Source organism: Halomonas sp. 3F2F (assembly GCF_014897805.1).
Classification (GTDB): Bacteria; Pseudomonadota; Gammaproteobacteria; order Pseudomonadales; family Halomonadaceae; genus Vreelandella.
The window spans coordinates 103,788-130,408 of sequence record NZ_JABUZE010000076.1; the positions used below are offsets into that span (position 1 = coordinate 103,788).

At 52.8% G+C, this 26,621-nt stretch carries 19 protein-coding genes; 11 read left to right on the forward strand and 8 right to left on the reverse strand.

Annotated features, from left to right (window positions below; genetic code table 11):
• Positions 1-12: 12 nt before the first annotated feature.
• The gene (clpA, locus tag INT21_RS09230; RefSeq protein WP_089038725.1) at positions 13-2,289 is read left to right on the forward strand and encodes an ATP-dependent Clp protease ATP-binding subunit ClpA; all 2,277 of its coding nucleotides are present in this window, start codon (positions 13-15) and stop codon (positions 2,287-2,289) included.
• A 171-nt stretch (positions 2,290-2,460) separates the two neighbouring features.
• On the opposite strand, the gene infA is transcribed toward clpA, so the two are convergent.
• The 3 genes from infA to aat form a co-directional block, all read right to left on the reverse strand.
• Positions 2,461-2,679, reverse strand: a complete 219-nt coding sequence (infA, locus tag INT21_RS09235) for a translation initiation factor IF-1 (RefSeq protein ID WP_007111068.1) — start codon at positions 2,677-2,679, stop codon at positions 2,461-2,463.
• Positions 2,680-2,818: 139 nt separating this feature from the next.
• Entirely contained in the window at positions 2,819-3,553 is a 735-nt protein-coding gene (locus tag INT21_RS09240; RefSeq protein WP_038482539.1) for an arginyltransferase, read from the reverse strand.
• Positions 3,554-3,615: 62 nt separating this feature from the next.
• On the reverse strand, positions 3,616-4,368 hold the full coding sequence (aat, locus tag INT21_RS09245; RefSeq protein ID WP_089038724.1) for a leucyl/phenylalanyl-tRNA--protein transferase: 753 nt from the start codon (positions 4,366-4,368) through the stop codon (positions 3,616-3,618).
• 118 nt (positions 4,369-4,486) lie between these two features.
• On the opposite strand from aat, the gene INT21_RS09250 reads away from it, so the two are divergent.
• Positions 4,487-7,954 (forward strand): DNA translocase FtsK, encoded by a 3,468-nt coding sequence (locus tag INT21_RS09250; protein ID WP_193068098.1) that lies wholly within the window; start codon positions 4,487-4,489, stop codon positions 7,952-7,954.
• Positions 7,955-8,122: 168 nt separating this feature from the next.
• Positions 8,123-8,776, forward strand: a complete 654-nt coding sequence (gene lolA / locus INT21_RS09255; protein ID WP_193068097.1) for an outer membrane lipoprotein chaperone LolA — start codon at positions 8,123-8,125, stop codon at positions 8,774-8,776.
• Positions 8,777-8,840: 64 nt separating this feature from the next.
• Here the strand turns inward: lolA and INT21_RS09260 are convergent, their stop codons facing one another.
• Positions 8,841-10,175 (reverse strand): replication-associated recombination protein A, encoded by a 1,335-nt coding sequence (locus tag INT21_RS09260; protein WP_193068096.1) that lies wholly within the window; start codon positions 10,173-10,175, stop codon positions 8,841-8,843.
• Between the two features lie 254 nt (positions 10,176-10,429).
• Here INT21_RS09260 and INT21_RS09265 point away from each other — a divergent pair, with 254 nt between their 5' ends.
• The 5 genes from INT21_RS09265 to INT21_RS09285 all read left to right on the forward strand — a co-directional run bounded on the left by INT21_RS09265 (position 10,430) and on the right by INT21_RS09285 (position 19,374).
• Entirely contained in the window at positions 10,430-10,975 is a 546-nt protein-coding gene (locus INT21_RS09265; protein WP_089038720.1) for a hemerythrin domain-containing protein, read from the forward strand.
• Between the two features lie 113 nt (positions 10,976-11,088).
• On the forward strand, positions 11,089-11,886 hold the full coding sequence (gene murI / locus INT21_RS09270; protein ID WP_089038719.1) for a glutamate racemase: 798 nt from the start codon (positions 11,089-11,091) through the stop codon (positions 11,884-11,886).
• Between the two features lie 57 nt (positions 11,887-11,943).
• Positions 11,944-13,056 carry a tRNA (uridine(54)-C5)-methyltransferase TrmA gene (gene trmA / locus INT21_RS09275; protein ID WP_193068095.1) on the forward strand — a complete coding sequence of 371 codons (1,113 nt, stop codon included), beginning with the start codon at positions 11,944-11,946 and terminating at the stop codon, positions 13,054-13,056.
• Positions 13,057-13,253: 197 nt separating this feature from the next.
• On the forward strand, positions 13,254-18,077 hold the full coding sequence (locus INT21_RS09280) for an NAD-glutamate dehydrogenase (protein ID WP_193068094.1): 4,824 nt from the start codon (positions 13,254-13,256) through the stop codon (positions 18,075-18,077).
• 283 nt (positions 18,078-18,360) lie between these two features.
• Positions 18,361-19,374: a quinone-dependent dihydroorotate dehydrogenase gene (locus INT21_RS09285; RefSeq protein WP_193068093.1), complete on the forward strand. Its 1,014-nt coding sequence runs from the start codon at positions 18,361-18,363 to the stop codon at positions 19,372-19,374.
• Between the two features lie 70 nt (positions 19,375-19,444).
• Here INT21_RS09285 and rmf read toward each other — a convergent pair whose 3' ends face one another.
• Positions 19,445-19,654 carry a ribosome modulation factor gene (rmf, locus tag INT21_RS09290; protein WP_009722578.1) on the reverse strand — a complete coding sequence of 70 codons (210 nt, stop codon included), beginning with the start codon at positions 19,652-19,654 and terminating at the stop codon, positions 19,445-19,447.
• Positions 19,655-19,995: 341 nt separating this feature from the next.
• Here rmf and rlmKL point away from each other — a divergent pair, with 341 nt between their 5' ends.
• Together rlmKL and INT21_RS09300 are read left to right on the forward strand one after the other, a co-directional pair.
• Positions 19,996-22,218 (forward strand): bifunctional 23S rRNA (guanine(2069)-N(7))-methyltransferase RlmK/23S rRNA (guanine(2445)-N(2))-methyltransferase RlmL, encoded by a 2,223-nt coding sequence (gene rlmKL, locus INT21_RS09295; RefSeq protein ID WP_193068092.1) that lies wholly within the window; start codon positions 19,996-19,998, stop codon positions 22,216-22,218.
• A gap of 19 nt (positions 22,219-22,237) precedes the next feature.
• Positions 22,238-22,573, forward strand: a complete 336-nt coding sequence (locus INT21_RS09300) for a glutaredoxin family protein (RefSeq protein ID WP_193068091.1) — start codon at positions 22,238-22,240, stop codon at positions 22,571-22,573.
• Positions 22,574-22,695: 122 nt separating this feature from the next.
• Here INT21_RS09300 and INT21_RS09305 read toward each other — a convergent pair whose 3' ends face one another.
• A complete protein-coding gene (locus INT21_RS09305) occupies positions 22,696-22,977 on the reverse strand; it encodes a WGR domain-containing protein (protein WP_030070186.1) in 282 nt (93 codons plus the stop codon).
• 84 nt (positions 22,978-23,061) lie between these two features.
• Here INT21_RS09305 and pdxB point away from each other — a divergent pair, with 84 nt between their 5' ends.
• Entirely contained in the window at positions 23,062-24,237 is a 1,176-nt protein-coding gene (pdxB, locus tag INT21_RS09310) for a 4-phosphoerythronate dehydrogenase PdxB (RefSeq protein ID WP_193068090.1), read from the forward strand.
• A 95-nt stretch (positions 24,238-24,332) separates the two neighbouring features.
• On the opposite strand, the gene htpX is transcribed toward pdxB, so the two are convergent.
• Entirely contained in the window at positions 24,333-25,238 is a 906-nt protein-coding gene (htpX, locus tag INT21_RS09315) for a protease HtpX (RefSeq protein ID WP_172420287.1), read from the reverse strand.
• A gap of 108 nt (positions 25,239-25,346) precedes the next feature.
• Positions 25,347-26,594 (reverse strand): pyridoxal phosphate-dependent aminotransferase, encoded by a 1,248-nt coding sequence (locus tag INT21_RS09320; RefSeq protein WP_089038711.1) that lies wholly within the window; start codon positions 26,592-26,594, stop codon positions 25,347-25,349.
• Positions 26,595-26,621: the final 27 nt, after the last annotated feature.

Genomic DNA, 26,621 nt, shown 5'->3' on the forward strand with positions numbered 1-26,621 from the left:
AAGGGGACTGCCATGCTGAGCAAAGAACTTGAACTTACCCTGAACACGGCCTTCACCGTGGCTCGCTCAAAGCGCCACGAGTTTATGACCGTTGAGCACCTGCTCCTGGCGTTGTTGGATAATGCGTCAGCAGTTGACGTGCTAAAGGCGTGTGGGGCGAATCTCGATAAGCTGCGGTCCGATCTGCAGGATTTTATTAATTCGACCACGCCATTGATTCCTGAGAGTCAGGCGGATCGCGAAACCCAGCCTACCCTTGGGTTTCAGCGCGTACTGCAACGTGCTGTATTTCATGTGCAGTCATCTGGAAAGAGTGAAGTGACTGGCGCTAATGTGCTGGTCGCTATTTTCTCTGAGCAGGAAAGCCAAGCCGTTTACTTCCTCAAGCAACAAAGCGTTGCGCGCGTAGACGCTGTTAACTATATCGCTCACGGTATTTCGAAGGTGGCTGGCCATGGGCCTGCTCCATCGCCGTCTTCTCAAGAGAGTGAAGATGCTGAAGAGGGTAGTTCTGAAGGAGCTGCGCATCCGTTAACCGGTTACGCTACCAACCTGAATGAGCAGGCGCGCCAAGGCAAAATAGATCCATTGATTGGGCGCGACCATGAACTTGAGCGCGTGGTGCAAATCCTTGCCCGCCGGCGCAAGAATAACCCGTTACTGGTTGGCGAGGCGGGTGTTGGTAAAACCGCTATCGCAGAAGGCCTAGCAAAGCGCATTGTTGAAGAAGACGTGCCGGATGTGATTGCCGATGCAGTGGTTTACTCGCTTGATATGGGAGCGTTGTTAGCGGGTACTAAATACCGCGGTGATTTCGAGAAGCGCCTTAAAAGCTTGCTTAGTGAATTACGCAAGCAGCCTAACGCCGTGCTCTTTATTGACGAGATTCATACCGTAATAGGGGCGGGTGCTGCCTCGGGTGGCGTAATGGATGCATCTAACTTGCTGAAGCCCTTGCTTTCCTCCGGTGAGTTGCGGTGTATCGGTTCGACAACGTTCCAAGAGTTCCGCGGTATTTTTGAGAAAGATCGCGCCCTGGCTCGTCGGTTCCAAAAAGTGGATGTGCTAGCACCTTCTGTGGATGACACCATCAAGATCCTCAAGGGGTTACGTTCGCGCTTTGAAGAACACCATGAGATTAAGTACACCGATGGCGCGCTAGAGAGCGCTGCTCGTTTGGCTGATCGCTATATCAATGACCGTTACCTACCCGATAAAGCCATCGATGTGATTGATGAGGCAGGCGCGCATCAGCGTATGCTGCCGCCGGAAGTGCGGACTGACACCATTGATGTTGAGCAGGTAGAAGCGGTAGTGGCGTCTATTGCGCGCATTCCGCCAAAGAGTGTGTCAAGTTCTGATCGTAAGTTGCTAGAGAAGCTCGACCGCGACTTGAAAATGTTGGTGTTCGGTCAAGATGAGGCCATCGATACTCTCTCCGCTGCCATTAAGCTTTCCCGTGCCGGTTTGAAATCACCAGATAAGCCAGTAGGTAGTTTCTTGTTTGCTGGCCCAACCGGTGTTGGTAAAACCGAAGTGGCTAAGCAGCTGGCGCATATCATGGGTATCGAACTAGTACGCTTTGATATGTCGGAGTACATGGAGCGTCATACTGTTTCACGCTTGATTGGTGCCCCACCAGGCTATGTCGGCTATGACCAAGGGGGGCTGTTAACTGAGGCCGTCACCAAGCAGCCGCATTGTGTATTGCTGCTAGATGAAATTGAGAAGGCGCACCCTGAAGTGTTTAACCTGCTGCTGCAGGTTATGGATCACGGCCGTTTGACAGACAACAATGGCCGCGAGGCGGATTTCCGTCACGTTATCCTGATCATGACCTCTAACGCAGGGGCAGAGCAGGCATCACGGCGCTCTATCGGTTTCCAAAGCCAAGACCACTCAACTGACGCGATGGAAGTGATTCGCCGCACCTTCTCGCCTGAGTTCCGCAACCGCTTGGATGGCATTATCCAGTTCCATGCGCTGCAGACGTCTGTTGTGCGAAACGTTGTCGATAAGTTCCTAATCGAGCTACAAGCGCAGTTGGACGAAAAGCGTGTACAGCTTGAAGTCGATGATACCGCGAGAGACTGGTTGGCAGAGAAGGGCTACGATCCCGATATGGGGGCACGCCCAATGGCTCGCTTGATCCAGGAGAAACTGAAGAAACCGTTGGCTGAGATGATTCTATTTGGCGAGCTGGCTGATCAAGGCGGCATCGTGCACGTTAGCCTTGAAGAAGGTGAGCTGCATTTGTCAACGGAGTCGGAGATGGCGGATGCGCCCTGAAAAGGGCGCTAAGTCTACATTAAGCCCTTATCTCATGCCTCACTAAAGCACAGCGCCCTGTCATCCGACGGGGCGTTGTCGTTTGCAGAGAGCGGCGCCGTACTTACGCTATATTTTCAGTCAGGATGCGTGCATGCGCGGGCAGTATTTGCTTGTAGGCGTTACCAAGGCTTAGCGCGAGCGATAAACAATACGGCCTTTTGACAGATCGTAGGGCGTCAGCTCTACTTTTACCTTGTCACCTGTCAGGATACGGATGTAGTTTTTGCGCATCTTGCCTGAAATATGAGCGGTAACGACGTGGCCGTTTTCCAGCTCAACACGGAACATGGTGTTGGGAAGGGTATCAACAATAACGCCTTCCATTTCAATATGATCTTCGCGTGCCATATAGGCAGATCCTCACTTATTTAACGTAATGGTTTGGTCTAATTAGTCACTTCAATGGGCGTCGTCAGGTGACGGTTACCCAGCAAGCAGCGCTATATTGTGCCGTAAGCCTGCCATCAAGGCAAAAAAGCTGGCAAGTTTAGCAAATTAAAGGCCGCCAATGTCGCCCGTCGAGCACCTCTATTGGGGTGAACGCGCGCTTATAACGCATCTTACGGCACTCCTCAATCCAATACCCAAGATACAAGTGGGGGAGAGACTTTTCACCACACAGCTCAATAAGTTTGAGAATAGCAAACGTTCCCAGTGATCGCTTTTCCAAGGCCTTGTCGACACTGAAAAACGTGTAAATAGCCGATAGCCCATGCTCAAGTTGATCAAATGCCGCGACCGCGACGAGCTTCCCATCCAGGTGCATTTCTAAAAGGTGTGCATAGGGTTCTTCAAGCGTTAAAAAGGTACGATACTGCTCCCGGCTTGGCGGATACATGTCACCATCGGCGTGGCGTAAGCGGATATAGTCTGCATAAAGTGCATAATGCTCTGCCTCATAGCGTGCAGGCACTACCCGTGTAGCAATATCGGCATTAAGACGCCGGAGTTTGCGTTGGGTGCGATTAGCGCTAAAGTCGCTGATAGGAATGCGTACTGAGCGACAGGCATTGCAACCCTCGCAGTGAGGGCGGTATAGATGGCGACCGCTGCGACGAAAGCCGAGTAACGAAAGTGAGTCATAAACGCCGGGAACGGGAGATTCCTGGGGATCCAGAAACAGAGTGGTTGCTTCCTTGCCAGGAAGATAGCTGCAGGCATGGGGAACGGTTAGGAAGAAGCGCAAATCCCGCACAGGGCGGCGAGGAGCGTTACTACTCACGGCTTGCCTCCTTGCTTAGTTTGAACATGGACTAGCTTGAATATGGACTAGTTTGAATACGCTTACCATTCTGAACAGTGGCCTGAGGCAATGGCACCAAGCCACGGTGATCCAGGTATAGTAGGCGCTTCATTGGTCATATTCGTTAAGTTAAATGCCTCGTTAGGCAACCACTTTTCAAGATAGTTGATGAACGTCTTACGAGCGACTGTTGTCGCACCAAGGCTCGCCAAGTGAGGTGTGTGCATCTGGCAGTCGATCAGTTTACCCTCATGGTGTTGCATAGCATGGGCTAAGTGGGCGAGGGCGATTTTAGAGGCATCGGGCACTTTCGAGAACATTGATTCACCAAAGAAGATTGGCCCCATTGCTAACCCATAAAGCCCGCCAACCAGTTGGCCATCAAGATGCACTTCAATGCTATGCGCGATGCCTAGCTCATGTAGACGTTGGTAAGCGTGACGCATATCTTGATTGATCCAAGTGCCTGGCTCCCCAGAGCGTGGCGCAGCGCATGCTTTAACAATGTTTTCAAACTGTTGATCCAGAGTGACGATAAAGCCACCATGACGCAATCGCTTAACAAGGCTACGACGTCGTTTAAACTGTGCTGGTTGCAATACCATACGTGGGTTGGGGCTCCACCACAAAATAGGTTCATCATCGCTATACCATGGAAAAATACCTTTTCGGTAAGCGTGGATTAACCAGTGGGGGGAGAGCTCTCCGCCTGCGGCAAGAAGGCCGTTCGGTGACTCGAGGGCAAGGTCGGTAGACGGAAAGATAGGCTGTGGCGATGAAAGCCAAGGTAGCATTGTTTGCTCCTGTTACTGAACACTTCGATAGAAGCGCTGTGACGGCGAAAGGATGCTCGGTATGATGCAAACTCGCAAGTGGATTAAAGACACCATTGAGGTGTAAAGGGAGAATCGCTTGAAAGTAAATAAGGCGGTAGACAAGCGAACGCAACGTAACTCGCGTCAACCATCATCAACGGCCTCAACTGGGCGAGTTAAAGCCGCAAAGGATAAAGCTCGTCGATTTGGTCTGCGCTTGCAGGGCTCGGCGCGCGAAGGCGTGGTCGTGGTGCTGCTTGCGCTGTGCGTATTTTTGTTATTGGCACTGTTTAGTTATGACCCTGCCGACCCAGGTTGGTCTTATCAAGGGCCGGAAACGGATGTTCATAACTGGATGGGGCCTGTTGGTGCTTGGCTGGCGGACGTGCTTTATTCGCTGCTGGGAGCAAGTGCCTTGTGGTGGCCGGGAATGTTTGGTTATGCAGCCTGGTGGCTAATGAGGTCACGCCAAGTGCGCTTTGATATCGATCCGGTAGCGATTGCTGTCCATACCGGAGGATTAGTGCTGCTTATCTTCGGCACGACGATGTTGGGTGCACTGCATTTTTATCATCCTGACAGCATTTTGCCTTACGCCTCTGGCGGTATATTGGGCGAAGGGTTAGGGAGCACGCTAAAGCCACTTGTCAGCAGTGGTGGCGTTGGTCTTATTTCTGCTGCGCTAATCTTGATCGGTTTTCCACTGTTTAGCGGCATGTCGTGGTTACAGCTGGCTGATGAGCTTGGTCGTCGTCTGTGTAAAGTAGGCGGCTGGTTCAGCGCTCGGCGCGCTAAAGGGCGTGAGAGGCGCTCCCAGCGTGCTGCTGTGCGTGCTGCCGCGAAAGCGGCGTCTCAGAAAGTAAAAGAGAAACCACTAGCTGAATTTAAAGCGGCTAAGCCAGAGAGTGACTCGCAACGCCCAAGTCCAAAAGAGAGTAGTCACCAGCAAGCACCCGCCCAAGAAAGCAGCCGCGTACGTCGTGAGCCTAGTTTTTCAACGACGACAGATACCTCAATTCCATGGGCAGCTGCTGCATTTTCAGGTGCGTTGCCTGAGGAAGAGATGCCCAAACGTGCATCCTCAACTGCGCCTGAGCAGCCTGCTCCTGAGATGGACGTCCCTCAGGATGCTCCGCCGGTTGAGCCTAATGACCAGCCGCTTGAAACCGCAGTTGAAGAGCGGCGTGAAGCTAAAGCAGAAGTTAAAACAGAAGTGAAAACAGAGCCTAAAATAGAGCCTGTTGTGAACAACGATGTGGAAAAGGTTGCGGAACGCGCTGTAGAAGATGACGAGGAAAAATTGCCCAGCGCGCCTCGCGAGGATGCTTTTGCGGTGCGCATCAAGGATGAAAGCAGCGAGCCGACACCTTCAGTACCGCTCTCCGCGCGAGAGGCAGAGCCCACGTTCGATCGGCCATCGAGTGATGAGCTAGCCGGTGAAAAAGCGGCTTCTCATCCTGCGCCTAGTTTCCAGCCAGCAGAAACGCAGCCATTTAATTCATCGACAGACGGCGATGAAACAGAGCATCAAGCTACGCCTCAGGCGATGCCTTATGCAGCGCATGAAATAAAACAGCATGATGCAGCTAAGCAAGGCGACGACGTTGAACGTGAGATGGCCTCTGTTTCGACGAGCATGCCTGAACCCGAGCATACGCCCGCAATCACGCCGCGAGATGAATCTTACTCTCGCCCTGTACATGCGACGACCCCTGAACCGCGTTCCGAACGGGTACCTGAAGTCGTGCCAGAGCCAGTATGGGATGATGAGGAAGATGACCTTCCTGTCGCACGACCAGCCGTTACTGGCGTGCGCCAAGAGCCAACGCTACATGATTCTGATGTATCCAGGACTGATGTATCCGGAACTGAGGTATCCAGGGCGGAGGCACCTAGGGTTGAGGTTCCCCGAGGTGAGTCTTCTGAGACGGTGGATTCAAATGACATGTCTGCCGACGTGGCGTCTTCTGAGGAGAAAGAAGCCGACAATGGGCCTACTCTGTGGACGGTTGAGCATCTGCAGAGCCAGCGTCCGGCGTTTGAAACTTTCGATGAGCCAGAAGGGGATGTGCCCAGTCTCCAACTGCTGACGCCTCCAGAGCCGCATGAGCCTAATTACACCGACGAGCAGCTTGCTGATATGGCGGAGCTCCTGGAAGTGCGGCTGCGTGAGTATGGTGTTAAAGCAGAAGTCGTTGATACATGGCCTGGTCCTGTTATCACCCGGTTTGAAATTAAGCCAGCGGCTGGGGTGAAAGTTTCCAAAATCAGTAACCTTGCTAAAGACCTGGCACGCTCGTTAATGGTCAAGAGTGTACGTGTGGTGGAGGTCATTCCTGGTCGTCCAACGGTTGGCATTGAAATACCCAACCCCCATCGAGCGATGATTCGTCTGCGTGAAGTCATTGACTCTGACCGCTATCAACAGGAGAGCTCGCCACTGACCATGGCGTTGGGCCAGGACATTGGCGGCGGGCCGGTTGTCGCTAATCTAGGCAAGATGCCTCACCTTCTGGTTGCGGGTACGACGGGGTCTGGTAAGTCAGTGGGTGTAAATGCCATGCTGATTTCCATGCTGCTAAAAGCGACCCCAGATGAGCTCAAGCTGATCATGGTTGACCCAAAAATGCTGGAGCTGTCAGTTTACGATGGTATTCCGCACCTTTTGGCGCCCGTGGTCACGGATATGAAGGAAGCTGCAAACAGTCTGCGCTGGTGTGTTGCGGAGATGGAGCGCCGCTACAAATTAATGGCGGCAATGGGGGTGCGCAACATTGCTGGCTTTAATGGTCGTTTAGATGAAGCTGAGAGTGCCGGCGCACAAGTTGCCGACCCGCTTTGGGAGCCGCAGCCATGGGAAATGCATCAAACGCCTCCGATCCTTGAAAAACTGCCCTACATCGTGGTGGTGATCGACGAATTCGCCGACATGTTTATGATCGTCGGCAAGAAAGTTGAAGAACTCATTGCTCGTTTGGCACAAAAGGCGCGTGCCGCGGGTATCCACCTGATTTTGGCTACTCAGCGCCCCTCTGTTGATGTGGTGACGGGGCTGATTAAGGCGAATATTCCGTCGCGAATGGCCTTCCAGGTATCGTCGCGGATTGATTCGCGTACCATTCTGGATCAGGGGGGCGCCGAAAGCCTGCTTGGCCATGGTGATATGCTTTACCTACCCGCTGGTTCAGGGCCGCCTAACCGGATTCATGGTGCTTTTGTAGACGATGACGAAGTGCACCGGGTCGTGGATGATTGGAAACGGCGTGGCGCGCCTGAGTACATTGAAGAGATTTTGTCAGGCGGTGTAACTGCCGATGCGCTGACGGGTCTTGAGGCTGAGGGCGTAGATGGCGATGATGCAGAGCAGGATGCGCTTTACGATGAGGCGGTTCAGTTCGTTACCGAAACACGCAAAGCTTCTATATCTGCCGTTCAGCGTCGCTTCAAAATCGGCTATAACCGCGCGGCACGCTTGGTGGAAGCAATGGAAGGTGCCGGTGTGGTTACCTCTATGGGGTCTAACGGTGCCCGTGAAGTGTTGGCACCGCCACCGATAGGCCACTGACTTATCTGTTAATGAGTGCCCGGCGCTTGGTTCAATAATGCAATAAGCGTGAAAGTCGCGCCGTAGGTGAAACCCTGCGGCGCGTTTTGCGTCTGAGAGGCTACACGGATCGTCTTAACGCTCCTTGCCTTGTCCGCTATCCGGCAATGACTGCCTAGGGAGAAAATAATGCGCGATACACATACTCGACGCTCATCAGCGTTAGCGTTAGCAGCCAGTGCGCTAGGGTTAGCCTTTGCATCGCCTATTGCGTGGGCAAACGAGGCTGCAGAGCGCCTTACTGAGCGGCTTGACCCGCTTGAGAACTATCAAGCGACGTTTGAACAGCAAATTTTGGACGGTGGTGGTGAGCGTTTACAAAGCGCGCGTGGAGAAATGTGGCTCTCGCGCCCTGGCATGCTACGTTGGGAAGTCGATGCGCCTTATACGCAAGTCGTCGTCTCGGATGGTGATGATGTTTATCTCTATGACCCTGATCTTGAGCAAGTCACCATTCAGGCAATGGATGATCGGGTCACTCATACCCCCGCGCTGTTGCTTTCAGGCAGTGCAAGCGATTTAACTGCTAGCTATGACGTATTTCATGAGCAGCAGGACGGTGATGACGTATTTACGCTGATTCCTATCTCAGCGGATACGTTATTTGAAGAGCTGAGCATGGTCTTTGACAATCAGACCTTAACGCAGCTGTGGATGATGGACAGTACTGGTCAGCGTACCGCGATTACGTTTAGCGACATTACTCGTAACGGTAGTATTGACCGCAGCTTATTCAATTTTGATATTCCTGAAGGCACTGATGTTATCCGTGAAGAGCTGTGAAAAATGGTGTGAGAAGAGCAGTACACGCTCGCAATAATGTCGCACGATGACCAGATCAGGCACCTTAAGGTGCCTGATCTGCTTCTAGGTCTTGCTGTTCCCGCCACGCCATTATCTCACCAAAGCGTTTCTCCTGACCAAAGGCGCTCGGTTCATAAAATCGTGTGTTAGGTACGTCATCAGGCCAACAGTCATGAGCGCTGCCAGCAGGGTAGCCATAGGTTTCGTTATGCGCGTAGCGATAACCTTGGCCGTGTCCTAACTGCTCCATCAATTTGGTGGGAGCGTTACGAAGATAGCTGGGAACTTCCAGCTGTGGTTGCTGCTGCACAAACTGCTGTGCAGCCTTCCAGGCACGATCAATACGATTACTTTTTGGAGCAACCGCTAAATGAATGGCGGCGTGGGCAATCGCCCGCTGGCCCTCGTAATCGCCTAAACGTAAATAGGCATCCCAGGCAGCAATGACCAGGGGCAGTGCTCGAGGGTCAGCATTTCCTACATCTTCTGAGGCAATCGCCGTTAAGCGGCGCACAATATCAAGCGGGTCGCCGCCCCCCTGTAAAAAGCGTGCCATATACAGCAGGGCTGAATCAGGACGTGATGAGCGAATTGATTTATGAACGGCTGATAATAAATCGTAATAAGCGTCACCCTGCTTATCAAAGGCGCTTGATTGATGACCTACCACATCGGCTAGCACCGCTTTGTGCAGCACCTCTTTATCACCATGCTGTTCAGTAAAGTCGCAGGCCGTTTCTAGTAGTCCCAGCGCGCGACGTGCGTCGCCTGCACTGGCATGAGCAAGTGCCTCTAATACTCCCTCTTCCATCTCGATGCGGCGCTTCCCCAGGCCATGCTCCGCATCGTTTAATGCTTGAGATAACACCTGGAGAAGTTCGTCATGGCTCAGCGGTTTAAGTACATAGACCCGAGCACGGGAAAGTAGCGCCGAGTTGACCTCAAATGAGGGGTTTTCTGTTGTTGCGCCGATCAGTGTTAGCAGGCCGGACTCCACATGGGGCAGCAGCGCGTCCTGTTGACTCTTGTTCAAACGGTGGATTTCATCTAAGAATAGAAGTGTAGGCGATGTGCGTTGCTGTGCTCGCTCTACTGCTGAACGGATTTCTTTCACACCGGCCATGACGGCACTTAAATGCTCAAGATGAGCGCCAGAAGCGCGGGCTAGTAACTCTGCTAGCGTGGTTTTGCCAACGCCAGGTGGCCCCCATAAAATCATTGAACGCACGACCCCAGACTCCGCCATTCGGCGTAGCGGTTTTTCAGGCCCCACTAATGCTTGCTGGCCGACGTAATCGTTAAGGGTTAGAGGGCGCATACGGTAGGCAAGGGGTACGTCTTCACTCGTGGTAACGGACGCGCGGTCAAAAAGATCCATATAAACGTTCCCTATAAATTTCCAGCGTAAATCTTGCCGTTGAACAATCAACGATTAACACGTGTCTGTGGTAAATAATGTAACGTCGGGCTACCTTTGGGCATAACCGACGGATAAGCGCCTGCTTGCCTAGGTAATGCCAAAGGCGCATGGTAACGATTAACACCAGTGTAGTTGAACCCAGCTCATGCCATGCGCCTAAGCGTTAGCAGGCAATGGGCGAAAGGTAAGGCACTTACAAAGGAGACGGCAAGATGTTAAACCAACTGCGTCTAGATCATGCCAACATGGCGCGAATGCTCCATGTGTTGCAACTGAAACAAAAAACACTCGCGAGCGGTGAACGGCCCGACTTCCAGTTGATGCGTGAGGTGGTGGACTACATTTTGTCTTATATGGATGGTTTTGCTTCTCCGCTGGAAAAAATCTGCGTGGAACGTCTGCAGAAGCAGGCCCCTGAGCACCTTCCATTGATGGAGCAGATGGCCAGTGACTATCGTAAATTAAAGCCACGTCTGTCTCGTTTATCCAATGATATCGACATGATTCTAATGGATAACGTGCTCCCCATGGATATTTTTGCAGAGGCGTTGAAAGCGTACCTTGATGCCCACCGTGCCTATCTCCGTCATGAGAGAGAGGGCCTGTTCCCATTGATAGATGAGCATTTCAGCGAAGAGGATATGGAGGAGCTTCGTCAAGCGCTACCTGAAGGGGCTGAACAAGAACTAGAGCGCCTCCAGCAAGCGTACCCCGAACTTTACGCTGAATTGCGTGGTGCCGAAGTGCCACCAATGTAGCGCGTAAGCTGATCACTCAAGGTGTAACGGGGCGTGTTAGACTAACGCCCCGTTTTTTATTGGCGGCTTGAGGAGGGTGGCATGTACAACGCGTATTGGATGGTTAAGCAGTGATGTCAGGGCCTGTACTACTGTTTGATTCAGGTGTGGGTGGCCTTTCTGTTGCCCATGCGCTTCGCCAGCATTACCCGCATCTGGCAATGTGCTATGCCTGTGATAATGCGTGGCTACCCTATGGTCTACGTGATGATGTGACGCTCTCCCAGCGTATTGTCTCGGTATGCAAAGCGGCCGTAGATGCCTGTCAGGCGAGTGTCTTGGTCGTTGCCTGTAATACCGCTAGCACTCTAGCGTTAGAGGGATTGCGTGCAGCGTTAGATATTCCGGTTGTTGGAACGGTGCCTGCTATCAAGCCTGCTGCGTTGAGTAGTCAGACACGTCACATTGGCTTGCTCGCCACAGCGGCGACCGTCAATAGGCCGTATACGCAGACGTTAATTAATAGTTTCGCGAGTGACTGTGTGATCACCAGGGTGGCAGCAGGTGAGCTTGTTACAGAGGCAGAAGCGTGGCTATCCGGCATACCGATTAACCAGCAGCGCATAAACCTAGCGCTAACACCTTTATGGCAGGCTACCCAGACCAACCCAGCACTCGATACGGTTGTGCTGGGCTGTACCCATTTTCCACTGTTGAAAACTGAGCTAATCCGGCTATCGCCGGTACCCTTGGCGTGGGTGGATTCTGGCGATGCAATTGCCCGCCGAGTAGGGCAAGTGGCACCGACCATAGCCAACAGCGCCCAAGATGGGCGTTGCTTCACGACAGCATCAGCGTCGCAACTTACTAACGGGTTGGCACGCTTTGGTTTTCACGCGCCACAACGATTAACGATTCCTAACGCGGTGTAGTCCCTCTGTTAGGTTGTTTGTTTTTATTGATGTTATTTACTTAAATGAGGAACTACCTTGGCGATCCCCACTGTAGAACCAGAACGCTACGCCGAACAGCTCGCTGAAAAGCAAGCCTACGTGGAGAAAACCTTTGCAGCGTTCACCACGCCCACGCTTGAAGTCTACCCCTCACCGCCGAGCCACTATCGGCAACGCTGCGAATTTCGTATTTGGCATGAAGATGATGACCTCTTCTACGCTATGTTTGAGGTCGATTCGCACAATCCCAAAAACAAGCGTGTCGTGCGTTTGGATCAGTTCCCCGTCGCCAGTGAGCATATCAATGCGCTGATGCCGCGTCTGCGAGAAGCGTTTCTTGCCAGCGATGAACTTCGTCGGCGCTTATTTCAAGTTGAGTTTTTAACCACGTTGTCTGGCGAAGCCTTGGTAACGCTGATCTACCACCGCCCGCTAGGCGAGGCCTGGGAGGCCGAAGCGCGCGCACTGGAGGAGGCGCTTGGCATCATGATTATTGGCCGTTCGCGCAAGCAGCGCTTGGTGCTAACCCGCGATCATGTGTGGGAGCGCTTAACCGTTGATGGACGTGAGCTGGTGTATCAACAGGTCGAAAACAGTTTTACGCAGCCGAATGCGCATATCTGCCAGACCATGCTTAGCTGGGCCAGGGAGGCCACCGCTGGACGGCAGGATGAAGACTTGGTGGAGCTTTACTGTGGTAACGGTAACTTTACCATTGCGTTAGCGGATAACTTCCGCCGCGTTTTGGCGACGGAAATTTCGCGCACCTCGGTTGCCAGCGCTAACGTCAATCTGGACGCTAACGGTGTAACCAATGCTCAGGTCGTAAGAATGTCCGCTGAAGAGTTCGCCTTGGCGCTAAAGGGCGAGAAAACAGGTCGCCGAGTGACGGAGATGGCGTTGGATGCGTATGAGTTTTCCACCGTGCTAGTCGATCCACCAAGAGCGGGTTTGGACGCCGAAAGTTGTCATCAAATCAGCGAATACGCTCAAATCGTCTATATTTCATGCAATCCGGCAACGCTAGCTGAAAACTTAACCATACTGACTCAAACACACCATATTGAACGGTTCGCGCTTTTTGATCAGTTTCCGTTTACCGAGCATTGTGAATGCGGTGTATTACTCACACGAAAGAGCGCTGGGTAATTGAGAAATTGCCGATAATGCTTAAGAGCTCTTGTCAATAGTGCTTATGATGCATAAGCGGCATACACCATGAATAACCTGTCAGATGGTTAGGGGGATAAGCAACGGTAGCGTAAGCTAGTGGATAGTGTGGCCTAAAGGCCTATTGTCCTTCGTTTTTTGGCCTAAATTGTGGCCCCAGGCAGTCGAGGTGATGGATGCATTACGTTGCGATTGAAGAGAGTCGGCGGGATCTTTTGAAGCAGCTACAAGAGCGATTGGATGCGCGACTGGAGCCGGAGCGAGCGGCAGATGTCGAAGCCTTTGCTCGCCACTTCTACGCCACGGTACCCGTTGAAGACTTGGTTGACCGGCGTTTAGACGACTTGTATGGGGCCACACTGTCGATTTGGCAGTTTTTACAGCATCACGATCCCAAAAATCCCAAGGTGCGCATCTTCAATCCCGACTTTGAAGAGCATGGCTGGCAGTCAACCCACACCTTCGTTGCCGTTTTGCACGAAGATATGCCATTTTTGGTTGACTCGGTACGAATAGAGCTTAATCGTCGCGGACTGACGGTTCACGCTATTCAGAACGCTGTGCTTGCCGTGGCGCGTGATAGTCAGCATCAGCTCAAAGCACTTGCCTCGCCAAGAGATGAAGATGCGCCTGAGGCGCGTGAGTCGCTGATGGTCATTGAAGTGGATCGCCACTCGGATCCTGAATCGCTGACCAAAATTGAGAATAAGTTACATGAAGTGCTACGTGATGTTAGAACCGCCGTCAGCGATTTTGACGAGATGTGCGGTCAAATCACGTCGGCTATTCAAGAGTTAGAGAAAAACTGCCCCCCGCAAATTGATCCTGACGATCATGAAGAGGCCATCGCGTTTTTAGAGTGGCTGCTCAAAGACAACTTTACCTTCCTGGGGTACGACGAGTATCTGTTGGAAGGCAAAGAGCTGCAGCGCGATCCTAATAGTGTTCTAGGGGTTTTCCGCCTTGATCAGCCGCGTTATCGCGAGCGCATCCGCACTGAAGAGGGGGTTGATGAGAATGGCGACTATGTACTAGTACCCCAGCTACTGTCGTTTGCTAAAAGCGCGCATCACTCCCGGGTGCATCGCCCCACATACCCAGACTACATTACCGTTGATCGCTATGACGACGATGGCAATGTGATCGGCGAGCGGCGCTTCTTTGGCTTGTTCACATCTACGGTTTATAACGAATCGCCACGCAATATTCCGCTGCTGCGTCGCAAGTTGAAAGCGGTGATGGATATTGCCGGGTTTAACCCCCAGGGGCATAACGGCAAACAGCTGTTGCAAGTGTTGGAAGTGTATCCGCGTGATGACCTATTCCAGATCAGCACCGAATCCCTGGCCAGCACGTCACTCGGTATTCTTAATATCCGCGAACGCCGCCAAGTGCGCTTGTTTATTCGCGCGGACGTCAGCGGTAAGTTCTACTCTTGCTTAGTCTTTGTTCCAAGAGATGTGTTCTCTACTGACCTGCGCCAGCGCATACAAACGATGCTATGCGATGAGCTAGACGCTCATTTTGGCGACTTTAACACCTATTTGTCAGAGTCGGTTTTAGCTCGTATTCAGCTTATTCTGCGCTTTAATGGTGAAGGACCAAGTCAATACGATCTTAAGCGCTTAGAAAGCAAAGTGGCACGTTTGGCACGTAGCTGGCGTGATGAGCTTCAAGAAGCAATGATCGAAGGGTTTGGTGAAGAGCGTGCCAACCACGAAATGGATCACTTCCATGATGCATTCTCGGCCAGCTACCGAGAAGATTTCAACGCGCGCACAGCGGTGTTTGATGTTCAGCATCTGCTGACCCTGGATAGCGGTGACGATCTCTCGTTGTCACTTTATCGCCCCTTGGAAGAGCAAGCGGGCGGTATGAACTTAAAGCTTTTCCATCGTGAAACGCAGATCCCGCTGTCTGATGTGCTACCGATGATGGAAAACCTGGGATTGCGCGTTATCGGCGAGCGCCCTTATGACATTAATGCCCCGCAGCAGCGTTACTGGATTCATGACTTCGAACTGGAACATAGTCGCGAAGGCGTTAATTTAAGTGAGATGCGTGACACCTTCAGCGAAGCGTTTAAGCGTATATGGGCCGGAGAGGCGGATAACGACGCTTTTAACCGTCTGATAATTGGTGCTGGCCTTGATTGGCGTGAAGTCGCCATGCTGCGCGGTTATGCCCGTTACCTTAAGCAGATTCGCTTTGGTATGTCGCAGGACTACATCGCGGCTACTCTAGCTAATTACCCGGTAATCACCCAGGCGCTCGTTGAGCTATTCCGCTTGCGCTTTGATCCCAAGCATCAGCCAAGCAGCTTAGATGACTGTATTGCTCGTTTAAATGAGAACCTGGAAAGTGTCGCCAGCCTTAATGATGACCAGTTGCTGCGTCGCTTTATGGAGCTTATTCAAGCAACTCTGCGCACTAACTACTACCAAAAAGCGGATGATGGCCGTTTTAAAGACTATATCTCCTATAAACTGGAGCCCTCGAAAGTCACGGGCATGCCCAAGCCCCGTCCGGCGTTTGAGATTTTTGTCTGTTCACCCCGCGTAGAAGGTGTTCACCTGCGTGGCGGTAAAGTTGCTCGCGGTGGCTTGCGCTGGTCAGATCGCCACGAAGATTTCCGTACGGAAGTGTTGGGTCTGGTAAAAGCCCAGCAGGTAAAAAATGCGGTTATCGTGCCCGTGGGAGCTAAAGGCGGTTTCGTATGCAAACGCATGCCAGAAAATGCTGGTCGTGAAGCTCAGCAGAAAGAAGGTATCGCCTGCTACAAAATCTTTATTCGCGCACTGCTGGATGTCACTGACAACCTAGTGGGTGGTGAGGTTGTGCCACCGCAAAATGTGGTTCGCCATGATGGCGACGACACCTACCTTGTCGTTGCAGCCGATAAAGGGACCGCAACTTTCTCGGATATCGCAAATGAGATATCCATAGAGTATGGCCACTGGCTCGGGGATGCCTTTGCTTCTGGCGGTGCTAACGGTTACGACCATAAGAAAATGGCGATTACCGCGCGTGGTGCCTGGGAATCCGTCAAGCGTCACTTCAAAAACCTTGACGTGAATACCCAGCAAGATTTGTTCACGGTAGTGGGCGTTGGCGATATGGCTGGCGATGTTTTCGGCAACGGCATGCTGCTGTCGGATAAAATCCAGCTGGTAGGCGCATTTAACCACCTGCATATTTTTGTCGATCCAAACCCCGACGCGGAAGCTGCTTTCGCCGAGCGCAAGCGCATGTTCAACCTGCCGCGCTCCAGTTGGGAAGACTACAATGCTGAACTGATTTCACAGGGGGGCGGTGTCTTTAGCCGCAGCGCGAAATCGATCCCGATTAGCCCGGAAATGCAGCAGGTGTTTGGTATCGAAGAAACGCGCCTTTCACCCAATGATCTGATCCGCGCCATGCTGAAGGCCAAGATTGATCTGTTGTGGAACGGTGGTATCGGCACCTATGTGAAGAGCTCCGATGAAACCGACGCCGACGTGGGCGACAAAGCCAACGACGCGCTGCGTATTAACGGCGCTGAGTTGAATTGCCGCGTTGTTGGTGAGGGCGGAAACTTGGGCTTGACCCAGCGTGGCCGGATGGAAGCGGCCGCTAAAGGTGTGCGCGTTTATACAGACTTTATCGATAATGCGGGCGGGGTTAACTGCTCTGACCATGAGGTCAATATCAAGATATTGATTGATGAAGTGGTTAAGCGTGGTGACATGACCGACAAACAGCGTAACCAGCTGCTATCAGATATGACCGAGGAAGTTGCTAACCTAGTCATTCTCGATAACTATCGTCAAACCCAAGCGCTGGATCTGTCAGAAATTCTGTCTCACCAAGGCATGGGGCCATACCGTCGCTTTATCAGTGAGCTTGAGTCAGCCGGTCAAATTGATCGTGAATTAGAGTTCTTGCCTGCCGATGATGTGCTTAAAGAGCGCGCCAGTCATGATCAGGGCATGCGGTTACCTGAGCTGTCGGTGCTGATTTCTTACGCTAAGAGCACCCTGAAAGGCGATTTGATCAACTCTGATGTGCCGGATGATCCCTACATTCATCGTCATTTAGAACGCTTGTTCCCTGAGGTGTTGACGGAACGCTACCAGACCGAGATGTACGACCACCGTCTGAAGCGTGAAATTGTTGCCACCCAAGTGGCCAACGATCTAGTTGACCACATGGGTATCGTCTTCGTTCGTCGTCTAATGGACTCTACCGGCGCAGGTCGAGCTGATATTGCTCGTGCTTACGTGGTCGCTCGAGACGCGTTTAACCTGACGGCACTGTGGGAACAGATTGAGGCGCTGGACAACCAAGTGCCGAACCGTGTGCAGTACTCAATGATGCTCGACCTGATGCGCATGATTCGCCGCGCGACGCGCTGGTTCCTGCGTCAGCATTTGGGATTGTCGACCCAAGATACAATTGAGTACTTCGGACCTCGCCTTGCTCAACTGCAAGAAGGGATTGGTGAACTGCTCAGCGGAGAAGAGAAGGCGACATGGCGTAAGCGTTGTGACGAGCTGCTAGAAGCAGGTGTGCCAGAAGCGCTAGCCTCTACGGTGGCTGCATCGCCTAGTCTCTATGCAGGTTTGGGCATTATTCACGCAGCGCGGGTCACCAATGAGAAGCCTCAGCGTGTGGCCGAAGTGTTCTACGAAATTGGCAGCCGTCTAGAGCTACCCTGGATTATCCAGCAGGTGACCCAGCTGGAAGTGCGTGATGCGTGGCAAGCGCAAGCGCGAGAAACCTTCCGTGACGATATTGATCGCCAGCAACTGGCACTAACGACCAGTGTTCTGAAGCTGGAAGCGGGTAGTCGTGACACTCAAGAGCGTGTGGCTCAGTGGCTTGAGCAGCACGCCGAGCTACACCGTCGCTGGTGCCATTTGATTGACGAGGTGCGCGGTGGCAGTGAAGGCGGCTTTGCATTATTTGCTGTTGCCGTGCGTGAACTGGTCGATCTTGCTGAAAGTGATAGTGAAGGGTAAGCCATAAGCTAGCGATTATCTTGCCCGATGAGTAACACCACCTACCGCGCCCTGAATCAGGGCGCGGTTTTTTTATGACGGTTCTTGAGACCGTTCTTGAGACTGCTCTTGATACCGCTCTTGTGAGCGCTTTTTCACGGCATCGCCTTTCTCGCCGCTCAGCGCTGCGAAGATAACTTGATTTACGCTATACTCTGCGCGCCGCGCACTATGTCGTCTATTTGCCCACATGTAGCGTGTCCGTTCGTCTGCTTCATGCCCACTGCTCTGGAGAGCCTCGCTGATGTATAACTTCGCCCGTTCGCTGTTGTTTCGACTCGACCCAGAAACGTCTCATGGGTTGGCGCTGGGTGCGTTAGATACTCTGCATCGGGTGGGCGGTGTGCAGCGGGTATATGGTGAGCCTGTGAGCGACCCTGTCGAACTGATGGGGCTGCGTTTTAGTAATCGGGTAGGGCTTGCTGCAGGGCTGGATAAAAATGCCGATCACTTGGATGCGCTGGGCGCGCTGGGCTTTGGGTTTGTAGAAGTAGGAACCGTGACGCCCAAAGCGCAGCCAGGCAACCCGAAGCCACGCCTGTTTCGGCTTGCAGGCCACGAGGCGATCATTAACCGCTTTGGATTTAATAACAAAGGGGTTGAGCACCTTGTTGCCCAGGTGAAAAAGCGCCACTACAGAGGCGTTGTGGGTATCAATATTGGCAAAAACTTAACCACCTCTGTGGAGAATGCGCTTGATGATTACCTGCTCTGTTTAGAAGCGGTGCACGGCGTGGCTGATTATATTGCGGTCAATATTTCCTCACCCAATACGCCTGGGCTACGGACATTGCAGTTCGGTGAGCAACTGGATGCGTTGTTAGGGCCTATCCGATCGCGCAGCCAAGAGCTGGACAACGCGTTAGGCCGCAAGGTGCCGCTACTGGTTAAAATCGCCCCAGATATGAGTGAAGAAGAGGTTGTCTTGGTAGCCGACAGTATTGCTCGAAATGCACTGGATGGTGTGATTGCGACCAATACCACGGTATCTCGCGAGGCCGTTAAGAGTGACCCTCAGTCAGAAGAGGCGGGTGGGCTTTCTGGAAAACCCGTTTTTGAAGCATCGAATAGGGTGATTCGCCTGTTACGTGCGCAACTGCCAACGCTGCCTATTATAGGTGTGGGCGGGATTGATAGCGGTGAGGCCGCTGCTGCTAAAATTGCCGCTGGCGCAGACTTGGTGCAGCTCTATTCAGGGTTGATCTATCAAGGGCCTGGGTTAGTGAAAGCGTGCGCCGAGGCATTGAAACAGCCATAATTGAGCAATAAAAAAGCCCGCTTGTCAGCGGGCTCCGTACTCCAAATGTCATGTTTGAAAAGGTAAAAAACTAGGTCATCACCATGGGATTTTTATGAATACCGGAGACGCCGGTCATCCCGTCCCACTGATCACCGCGACCTTCACGCCAACCACTCATCCAATATTCGCGTAAATTGACATCTTGACTGGGGCAGTCATCTCGGGAGCGACCCGTAATGCCCGCTTTATAGCCGTGAACATAAGCCCGTTGGAAGCGATCACGTTTTTGTCGTTTCATTGGCTAACCTCTTTTCACGAAAGCCTTTGATAAGAAAAGCACGCTGGGCAAAAATGCTATATTTGCATCAGTGCTATTTCGATAGATAACTTTGGCAAGCCGCCACTCAACGCTAGTGCCTAGCACTCACGTGCTGAACGGGCAAAGCGGCAGACTCGACAAATTAGGGTCTTGAAAGCAAGTTGCTTATAAAACCCTGACAAACAACGCATGCGTTTTTCAGTAGCTACACTCTTATTGTTAGCTCATTATGGGGTCACTTGTCGACCATCAAATTGTCATAAGACGTAAACTCATTTGCCATATATAGGAATATCGCGCTCTTACGCGCGGCGATAAACATGACTGAGTCGAGCCAAACTGCCCCTCTAAACCTCCTTGCTACCTGCCCCAAAGGCATTGAAGGCCTTTTAGCTGATGAGCTTTCAGCGCTAGGAGCCGAGCTAGGTAAAACGACCGTGGCGGGCGTTTATTTTTCCGCCAATCTAGCAACCGCCTATCGCATATGCCTATGGTCACGGCTAGCTAACCGCATTATTTTGCTGTTGGCTCGGGAGCCGATGATTGATACCGCTGAGCAAGTGCGTGACGTGGTTGCCCGGCTTCCCTGGACACAGCATTTAACGCCAGGCAAAACGCTGGCGGTAGATTTTCATGGTCGCAGCGACCACATTCGCCATACTCGGTTTGGTGCCCAGACGGTGAAAGATGGCGTTGTTGATTCGCTGCAGCTAGCAGGTCAGGAGCGTCCAAATGTGGATACCAAAACGCCTGATCTGCGCATCTACGCCCATCTACACCGTGCTAACTTAAGTCTGGGAATTGATCTTTCAGGCGAAAGTTTGCACCGCCGTGGCTACCGCCGTGATGTTGGACATGCACCGCTGAAAGAGAACTTGGCAGCCGCATTGCTAGTGCGTGCTGACTGGCCTGAACGAGCAAAAGCCGGTGAGCCGCTGTTAGATCCGTTATGCGGTGCAGGCACGTTGCTGATTGAAGCGGCGTTAATGGCTGCCGACCAAGCGCCCAATCTCAATCGGGAGCGCTTTGGCTTTCAGGGCTGGGCAGGCCACGACGAGCCGCTGTGGAAAGAGTTAAAGCGCGAAGCTGAGGCACGGGCGTCGATAGGCCGTAAACGCTGTAAAACGGCGCTGGTGGGCTTTGATCAGAGTCCGGCGGCATTGACAGCAGCGAAAGCTAACGCCATGCGTGCGGGCATTCCTGCGCTAATTACCTTGCATGGGCAGAGCCTAAGTCAGCTAAGCAGGCCAGAGACTATTACTGCCGAACGTGGGCTATTGATAACTAACCCGCCTTATGGCGAGCGCTTAGGCGAATTGCCTGAGTTGGTGCGTTTGTATGCCCAGCTGGGAGAAAAGGCGAAAGCGCTGTTTCCCGGTTGGACACTGGCGCTGTTTACCGGTAACCCCGATTTGGGGCATCGCCTTGGGCTACGTGCTCACAAGCAGTATGCGCTGAAGAACGGTGCTCTGGATGCGAAGTTGCTGCTGATGGAAATTGCCACTCACACGGCCAGCATGCCAGGCAGTGACAGCGTTTCTTCTGTCTCAGAAAATGGTGGAGAGGCGCAGCAAACAAGTATCAGTGCCAAGCCTGCTGTGTCGGAAAATGCCCAAATGTTTGCCAACCGACTGGCGAAAAACCAAAAACGTCTGAAAAAGTGGCTCAAGAAAAGCGCTGAGACTTGCTATCGTGTTTACGATGCTGATATGCCGGAGTATGCGCTGGCAGTCGATCGTTACGGTGATCGAGTGCACGTTCAAGAGTACGCCGCACCCAGCTCAATCAACCCCGCTCAGGCTCAAAAGCGCTTGTTTGATGCCCTGGAAGTGCTGCCAGATGCCCTCGGCGTCGACCCAGGCAAGGTGTATATAAAGCGTCGTGAGCGGCAAACGGGTAGTGCCCAATACCAGAAGCGGGATGCCAGCGGTGAACGCTTTGAAGTGCAGGAGGGTGACGCTCGGTTGTGGGTTAACCTGCGTGACTACTTGGATACCGGCTTATTTTTGGATCATCGCCCAGTGCGCCGCCTGCTTAACGAGATGGCTAGCGGGAAACGCTTCTTAAACCTGTTTTGCTACACTGCCACGGCAACCGTGCAAGCAACCTTGGGCGGTGCAAGCGACAGTGTCAGCGTCGATATGTCGAATACCTACCTTGAGTGGGCGAGAGACAACTTTGCACTGAATAAGCTGGACCCAAGACTACATCGTGTGGTGCGGGATGACTGTTTCCGCTGGCTTGAAACCGCGAACGCCGAGTTTGACCTGATCTTTATGGACCCGCCGACATTTTCTAACTCCAAGAAAATGCGCGATACCCTGGATGTTCAGCGTGACCATCCGCGGCTGGTGGAACTGGCCATGGCGCGTCTTGCGCCCGGCGGTACCCTGGTGTTCTCGAACAATCAGCGACGCTTCAAGCTAGACGAGGGGCTCAGCGAGCGCTACGCAGTGGAAGATATTACATCGCGTACGTTTGACCCGGATTTTCAACGCCGAACCAACCTGCATCATGTGTTTTTGCTACGGCATAAAGCGTAAGGGCACAAAGAGATCGGATATGATTCAGCTATCGATTTATACAACGTTAGGCTGCCACTTGTGCGCTCAGTTAGAGGCGCTAGTGGTAACGTTGGCGAACCAAGAGGTATCGCTGCATCACATTGAAATCAGCGACGACGATACGTTAGCGGCGCGTTATGGTGTGCGCATTCCGGTTTTGATGGATGCTAATGGGGAAGAGCTGGATCGAGGCTTTGATCTTGATAAGCTGAGCGCTTGGTTACAAGCGCGCGGCTGGTTGGATGAGGCTGCGCTGGCGGCACTTACCACACCGCCCGAAAATGCGCCGCCAATTGGCGCGCATCAGCGCAATGGACGGCGCTACTTGGGTTGAGACAGTCCTTGAGACAGCCCTTGAGACAGCCCTTGAGACAGCCCTTGAGACAGCCCTTGAAACCGCTCTTGAAAAAGCCTTTAGGGTTCGAATTATTGTCGCTAACATAGAGTTTGATGCACCTAAAGTGCATCAAGTAGCGACAACTGCCGCATGGCTTCCTGTCCTTCGGGCGTATGATCGGCTGCTTCCAGTACCTTGCGAAACCCTCGCGAGGTCTGGATGGTGGCCTCATCTTCCATCCACATTTGTGCTTGCTCCAGGGTGTCTGCCAACTGATGCTTTAGCCCGCCAAACTGGGTGCCGATTTGCCCCCAGGCGCGGCTGAAAATCCAGTCGCCAAACATATCCTGGTGAATATGCACCAACACATAGTCATGGTCGGTTTCCCAGCGTACGATCACACCCATCTCCTTAACTGCTTCTTGATCATGCCTGCACAGCAAGCCGTTGCGGGCGTATTGTAAAGCCCGGATACGAAAACGCCTATGAAACTTGTTATCGACGCTAATATCCCCGCTGCAGACCTCTGTTTTGAGTCGTTTGGTACGTTGCATCGCTTGCCAGGGCGTGAGATTCGTCCTACCGATGTGGCTGATGCCGACGCACTGATAGTGCGCTCGATTACTCAGGTCAATCACGCGTTGTTAGCACAAAGCCCTGTCCGTTTTGTGGGTACCTGCACCATTGGCACTGATCATATTGATCGCGCGTTATTAAGCGAGCGTGGCATTGGCTTTGCTAGTGCGCCTGGCTGTAATGCCGACGCCGTGGTGGACTACGTGCTTAGCAGCTTGCTGCTGATAAGTGAGCGACAAGGTTGGTCGTTGCTGACACGTAGGGTGGGTATTGTGGGGGCTGGCAACGTTGGCAGCCGTTTGCAGCAGCGTTTGCAAGCACTGGGTGTGGAAACCATGGTGTGTGATCCGCCTCGCGCAGAAAAAGAACACCCTGGAAAAGGGCCCGCAGCAGTAGGGGAGGCGGGCCTGTTTTGCTCGCTGGATAGCGTCATCGAACACTGCGACGTAGTGTGCCTGCATACTCCGCTGGTGAAAGAGGGCCCCCATGCCACGTATCAACTGCTTAATGCTGAGCGTATTAATGACCTAACCCCTGGAACTGTGTTGCTAAACGCCGGGCGGGGCGACTGTATTGACGGTCTGGCGCTACGTAGTCGTTTAGCAGGTAAAGGCGATATCACGGCGATTCTCGATGTTTGGGAAGATGAGCCGGAGATCGATGCCGGGTTGCGTGATTTGGTAGCGCTGGCGACACCACATATTGCCGGGCATAGCCTTGATGGCAAGTTGCGTGGTACGTGGATGATTCAGCAGGCGCTGGCTCAGCATATCGAGCGGCCAAGTGGCGTTACGTTTAGCGAACTCTGCCCACGACCTGCGCTGTCGGCATTAACGCTGCAGCAAGCGATGCCGACAGAAGAAGCACTCCGGCTATGCACGCGCGCGGTTTACGATGTGCGCCGCGACCACGATGCGTTGCAGCGGCACGTGTTTCACCAGGGAATCAAAAAGGGCTTTGATTACTGCCGATCAAACTACCCACTGCGTCGAGAGTTTGCCACGCTGCGCGTGTTGTTAGAGAACGACGCAACGGTGTTGGAAGCGCCATTGCTGGCGGCTGGTTTTCAAGTGCGCTGCGTATAGTTGTGTGGTGACGGTGTGTTGGTTGTGAGGTGGTTTAGACAGCACAAGGCCCGCATTTGCGGGCCTTGTGTGTTATGCAGCTAGCGAATATGCGTTTACTGACGGTAAGCCGCTTCTTTTAAGGCGCGAATGCGATCGTCCAGCGGCGGGTGGCTGGCGAACAGCTGCTCTAGCAAAGAGCGGGTTTGGCCTTTAGTAATAGCCATCGCACGCAGGGTATCTGGCATCTGGTCAGGCATTTCAGTTTCCGCTTTCAGACGTGCCAGCGCATTCACCATTGCGCCGGTGCCCGCTAGGCGTGCACCTGCCTCATCAGCACGGTATTCACGATAACGTGAGAACCAGGCAACGATTGCGGAGGCGACAAGACCAAAGACGATTTCTGCCACGATCACCACGGCAAAATAGCCGATAAAACCAAGGCCACCTTCGCCGTCGCTACGACTTCTTAAGAAGTTGTCGACTAACTGAGCCACGACCCGAGCAAAGAACATAACAAAGGTATTCACGACACCTTGAATCAGCGCCAGCGTTACCATGTCGCCGTTGGCCACGTGGCCGATTTCGTGGGCCAGCACCGCGCGCACTTCTTCAGGGCGCATACGGTTTAATAGGCCCGCTGAAACGGCGACTAATGCATCGTTTTTATTCCAGCCGGTGGCAAACGCGTTGGACTGCTGAGCAGGAAAAATGCCCACTTCTGGCGTTTTAATACCCGCTTCGCGGGAAAGTTCAGCCACCGTATCCAACAGCCACTGCTCTGTTGAGTTAGAGGGTGTTTCGATAATCACGGTGCCGGTCGAACGCTTTGCCATCCATTTGGAAATGAACAGCGATACTAGCGAGCCGACCATGCCGAAGATAAAGCAGAAAATCAGCAGGCTAGTAAAGTTGATGCCCTGACTGCTTAGGTAACTTTCCACCCCAAACAGTCGCAGCGTTAAGCTGGCAACCAGCAACACCGCTAAGTTAGTGGCTAAAAACAGCACAATTCGCATCATGGTGCAGGTTCTCCATCAAAGGTCATTAAAAAAGCGTTAGTGGAATGACAGTTTAGATACGTGCTGTTAACGTCAGTTTCAAGTCACCGTTTTTATTGATGACTGCTTTTATTGACGATAGCGAGACAAGAAATTAGCAAAGCGATCAAGCGCATCACCCAATTGGTCGGCCCATGGCAGAGTAACAATGCGCACGTGATCCGGTTCTGGCCAGTTGAACGCAGTGCCTTGCACCAGCAGGATTTTTTCCTGGAGCAGTAAGTCCAGCACCAGCTGTTGGTCATCCTGAATGTTAAACACCTTAGGGTCTAAGCGGGGAAAGGCATACAGCGCACCTTTAGGCGTCACGCAAGAGACCCCTGGGATGGCGTTAAGCTTTTCTATCGTAATATCTCGCTGAGCCAATAGTCGGCCGCCCGGCAGAATCAAATCATTGATTGACTGGTAGCCACCCAGTGCGGTTTGGATAGCGTGCTGGGCTGGGACGTTAGCGCACAGGCGCATTGAGGCCAGCATGGTCAGGCCCTGAATAAAATCACTGGCGCGCTGTTTGGCTAGCGTGCCGGAAATGGTCATCCAGCCGGAACGAAAGCCCGCGCAGCGGTAGCTTTTCGATAGCCCATTCATGGTAATGACCAGTTGGTCATCATCCGCCAATGCACCCGTGGCGGTGTGCTCTACGCCGTCATAAAGAATCTTGTCGTAGATCTCATCGGAGAACACCACCAAATTGTGCTCTTGGGCAATATCCAGCACTTCCCGTACCACTTCAGGCGGGTAAACCGCACCGGTAGGGTTGTTCGGGTTGATAATGACAATGGCCCGGGTACGGCTGGTAACTTTGGCGCGAATGTCTGCTATGTCCGGTGCCCAATCGGCTTGTTCATCGCATAAGTAGTGAACACCGTGACCGCCAGATAAATTCGCTGCGGCGGTCCATAGCGGGTAGTCAGGGGCAGGGATCAGTACTTCATCTCCGTCGTTTAACAGCGCCTGCATCGACATCACGATCAGCTCGGAAACGCCGTTGCCGATGTAGATGTCTTCAATGCCAACCCCAGGAATCCGTTTACGTTGGCACTCTTGCATAATTGCCTTACGTGCCGAGTAAAGGCCTTTAGAATCACAGTAGCCCTGGGCAGTGGGCAGGTTGCGCATCACGTCTTGAAGAATCTCTTCCGGTGCCTCAAAGCCAAATGGCGCCGGGTTGCCAATGTTAAGCTTTAAAACTCGCTGGCCTTCTTCTTCCAGGCGCTTGGCATGGTCGAGCACTGGGCCGCGAATGTCGTAACAGACGTTATGCAGTTTGTGCGATTTTTTCAGTGTGTGTGATTCTGTAGGCTGCGGGGTGTCCATGGGGTTTATTATCCAAAATGTCCTGTG

What these genes read in the sequence shown, in the direction of transcription:
- clpA (WP_089038725.1), top strand. Translation starts at nt 13, where the DNA reads ATGCTGAGCAAAGAACTTGAACTTACCCTGAACACGGCCTTCACCGTG.
- infA (WP_007111068.1), bottom strand. Translation starts at nt 2,679, where the DNA reads ATGGCACGCGAAGATCATATTGAAATGGAAGGCGTTATTGTTGATACC.
- aat (WP_089038724.1), bottom strand. Translation starts at nt 4,368, where the DNA reads ATGCTACCTTGGCTTTCATCGCCACAGCCTATCTTTCCGTCTACCGAC.
- lolA (WP_193068097.1), top strand. Translation starts at nt 8,123, where the DNA reads ATGCGCGATACACATACTCGACGCTCATCAGCGTTAGCGTTAGCAGCC.
- INT21_RS09260 (WP_193068096.1), bottom strand. Translation starts at nt 10,175, where the DNA reads ATGGATCTTTTTGACCGCGCGTCCGTTACCACGAGTGAAGACGTACCC.
- INT21_RS09265 (WP_089038720.1), top strand. Translation starts at nt 10,430, where the DNA reads ATGTTAAACCAACTGCGTCTAGATCATGCCAACATGGCGCGAATGCTC.
- murI (WP_089038719.1), top strand. Translation starts at nt 11,089, where the DNA reads ATGTCAGGGCCTGTACTACTGTTTGATTCAGGTGTGGGTGGCCTTTCT.
- INT21_RS09280 (WP_193068094.1), top strand. Translation starts at nt 13,254, where the DNA reads ATGCATTACGTTGCGATTGAAGAGAGTCGGCGGGATCTTTTGAAGCAG.
- INT21_RS09285 (WP_193068093.1), top strand. Translation starts at nt 18,361, where the DNA reads ATGTATAACTTCGCCCGTTCGCTGTTGTTTCGACTCGACCCAGAAACG.
- rmf (WP_009722578.1), bottom strand. Translation starts at nt 19,654, where the DNA reads ATGAAACGACAAAAACGTGATCGCTTCCAACGGGCTTATGTTCACGGC.
- rlmKL (WP_193068092.1), top strand. Translation starts at nt 19,996, where the DNA reads ATGACTGAGTCGAGCCAAACTGCCCCTCTAAACCTCCTTGCTACCTGC.
- INT21_RS09300 (WP_193068091.1), top strand. Translation starts at nt 22,238, where the DNA reads ATGATTCAGCTATCGATTTATACAACGTTAGGCTGCCACTTGTGCGCT.
- pdxB (WP_193068090.1), top strand. Translation starts at nt 23,062, where the DNA reads ATGAAACTTGTTATCGACGCTAATATCCCCGCTGCAGACCTCTGTTTT.
- htpX (WP_172420287.1), bottom strand. Translation starts at nt 25,238, where the DNA reads ATGATGCGAATTGTGCTGTTTTTAGCCACTAACTTAGCGGTGTTGCTG.
- INT21_RS09320 (WP_089038711.1), bottom strand. Translation starts at nt 26,594, where the DNA reads ATGGACACCCCGCAGCCTACAGAATCACACACACTGAAAAAATCGCAC.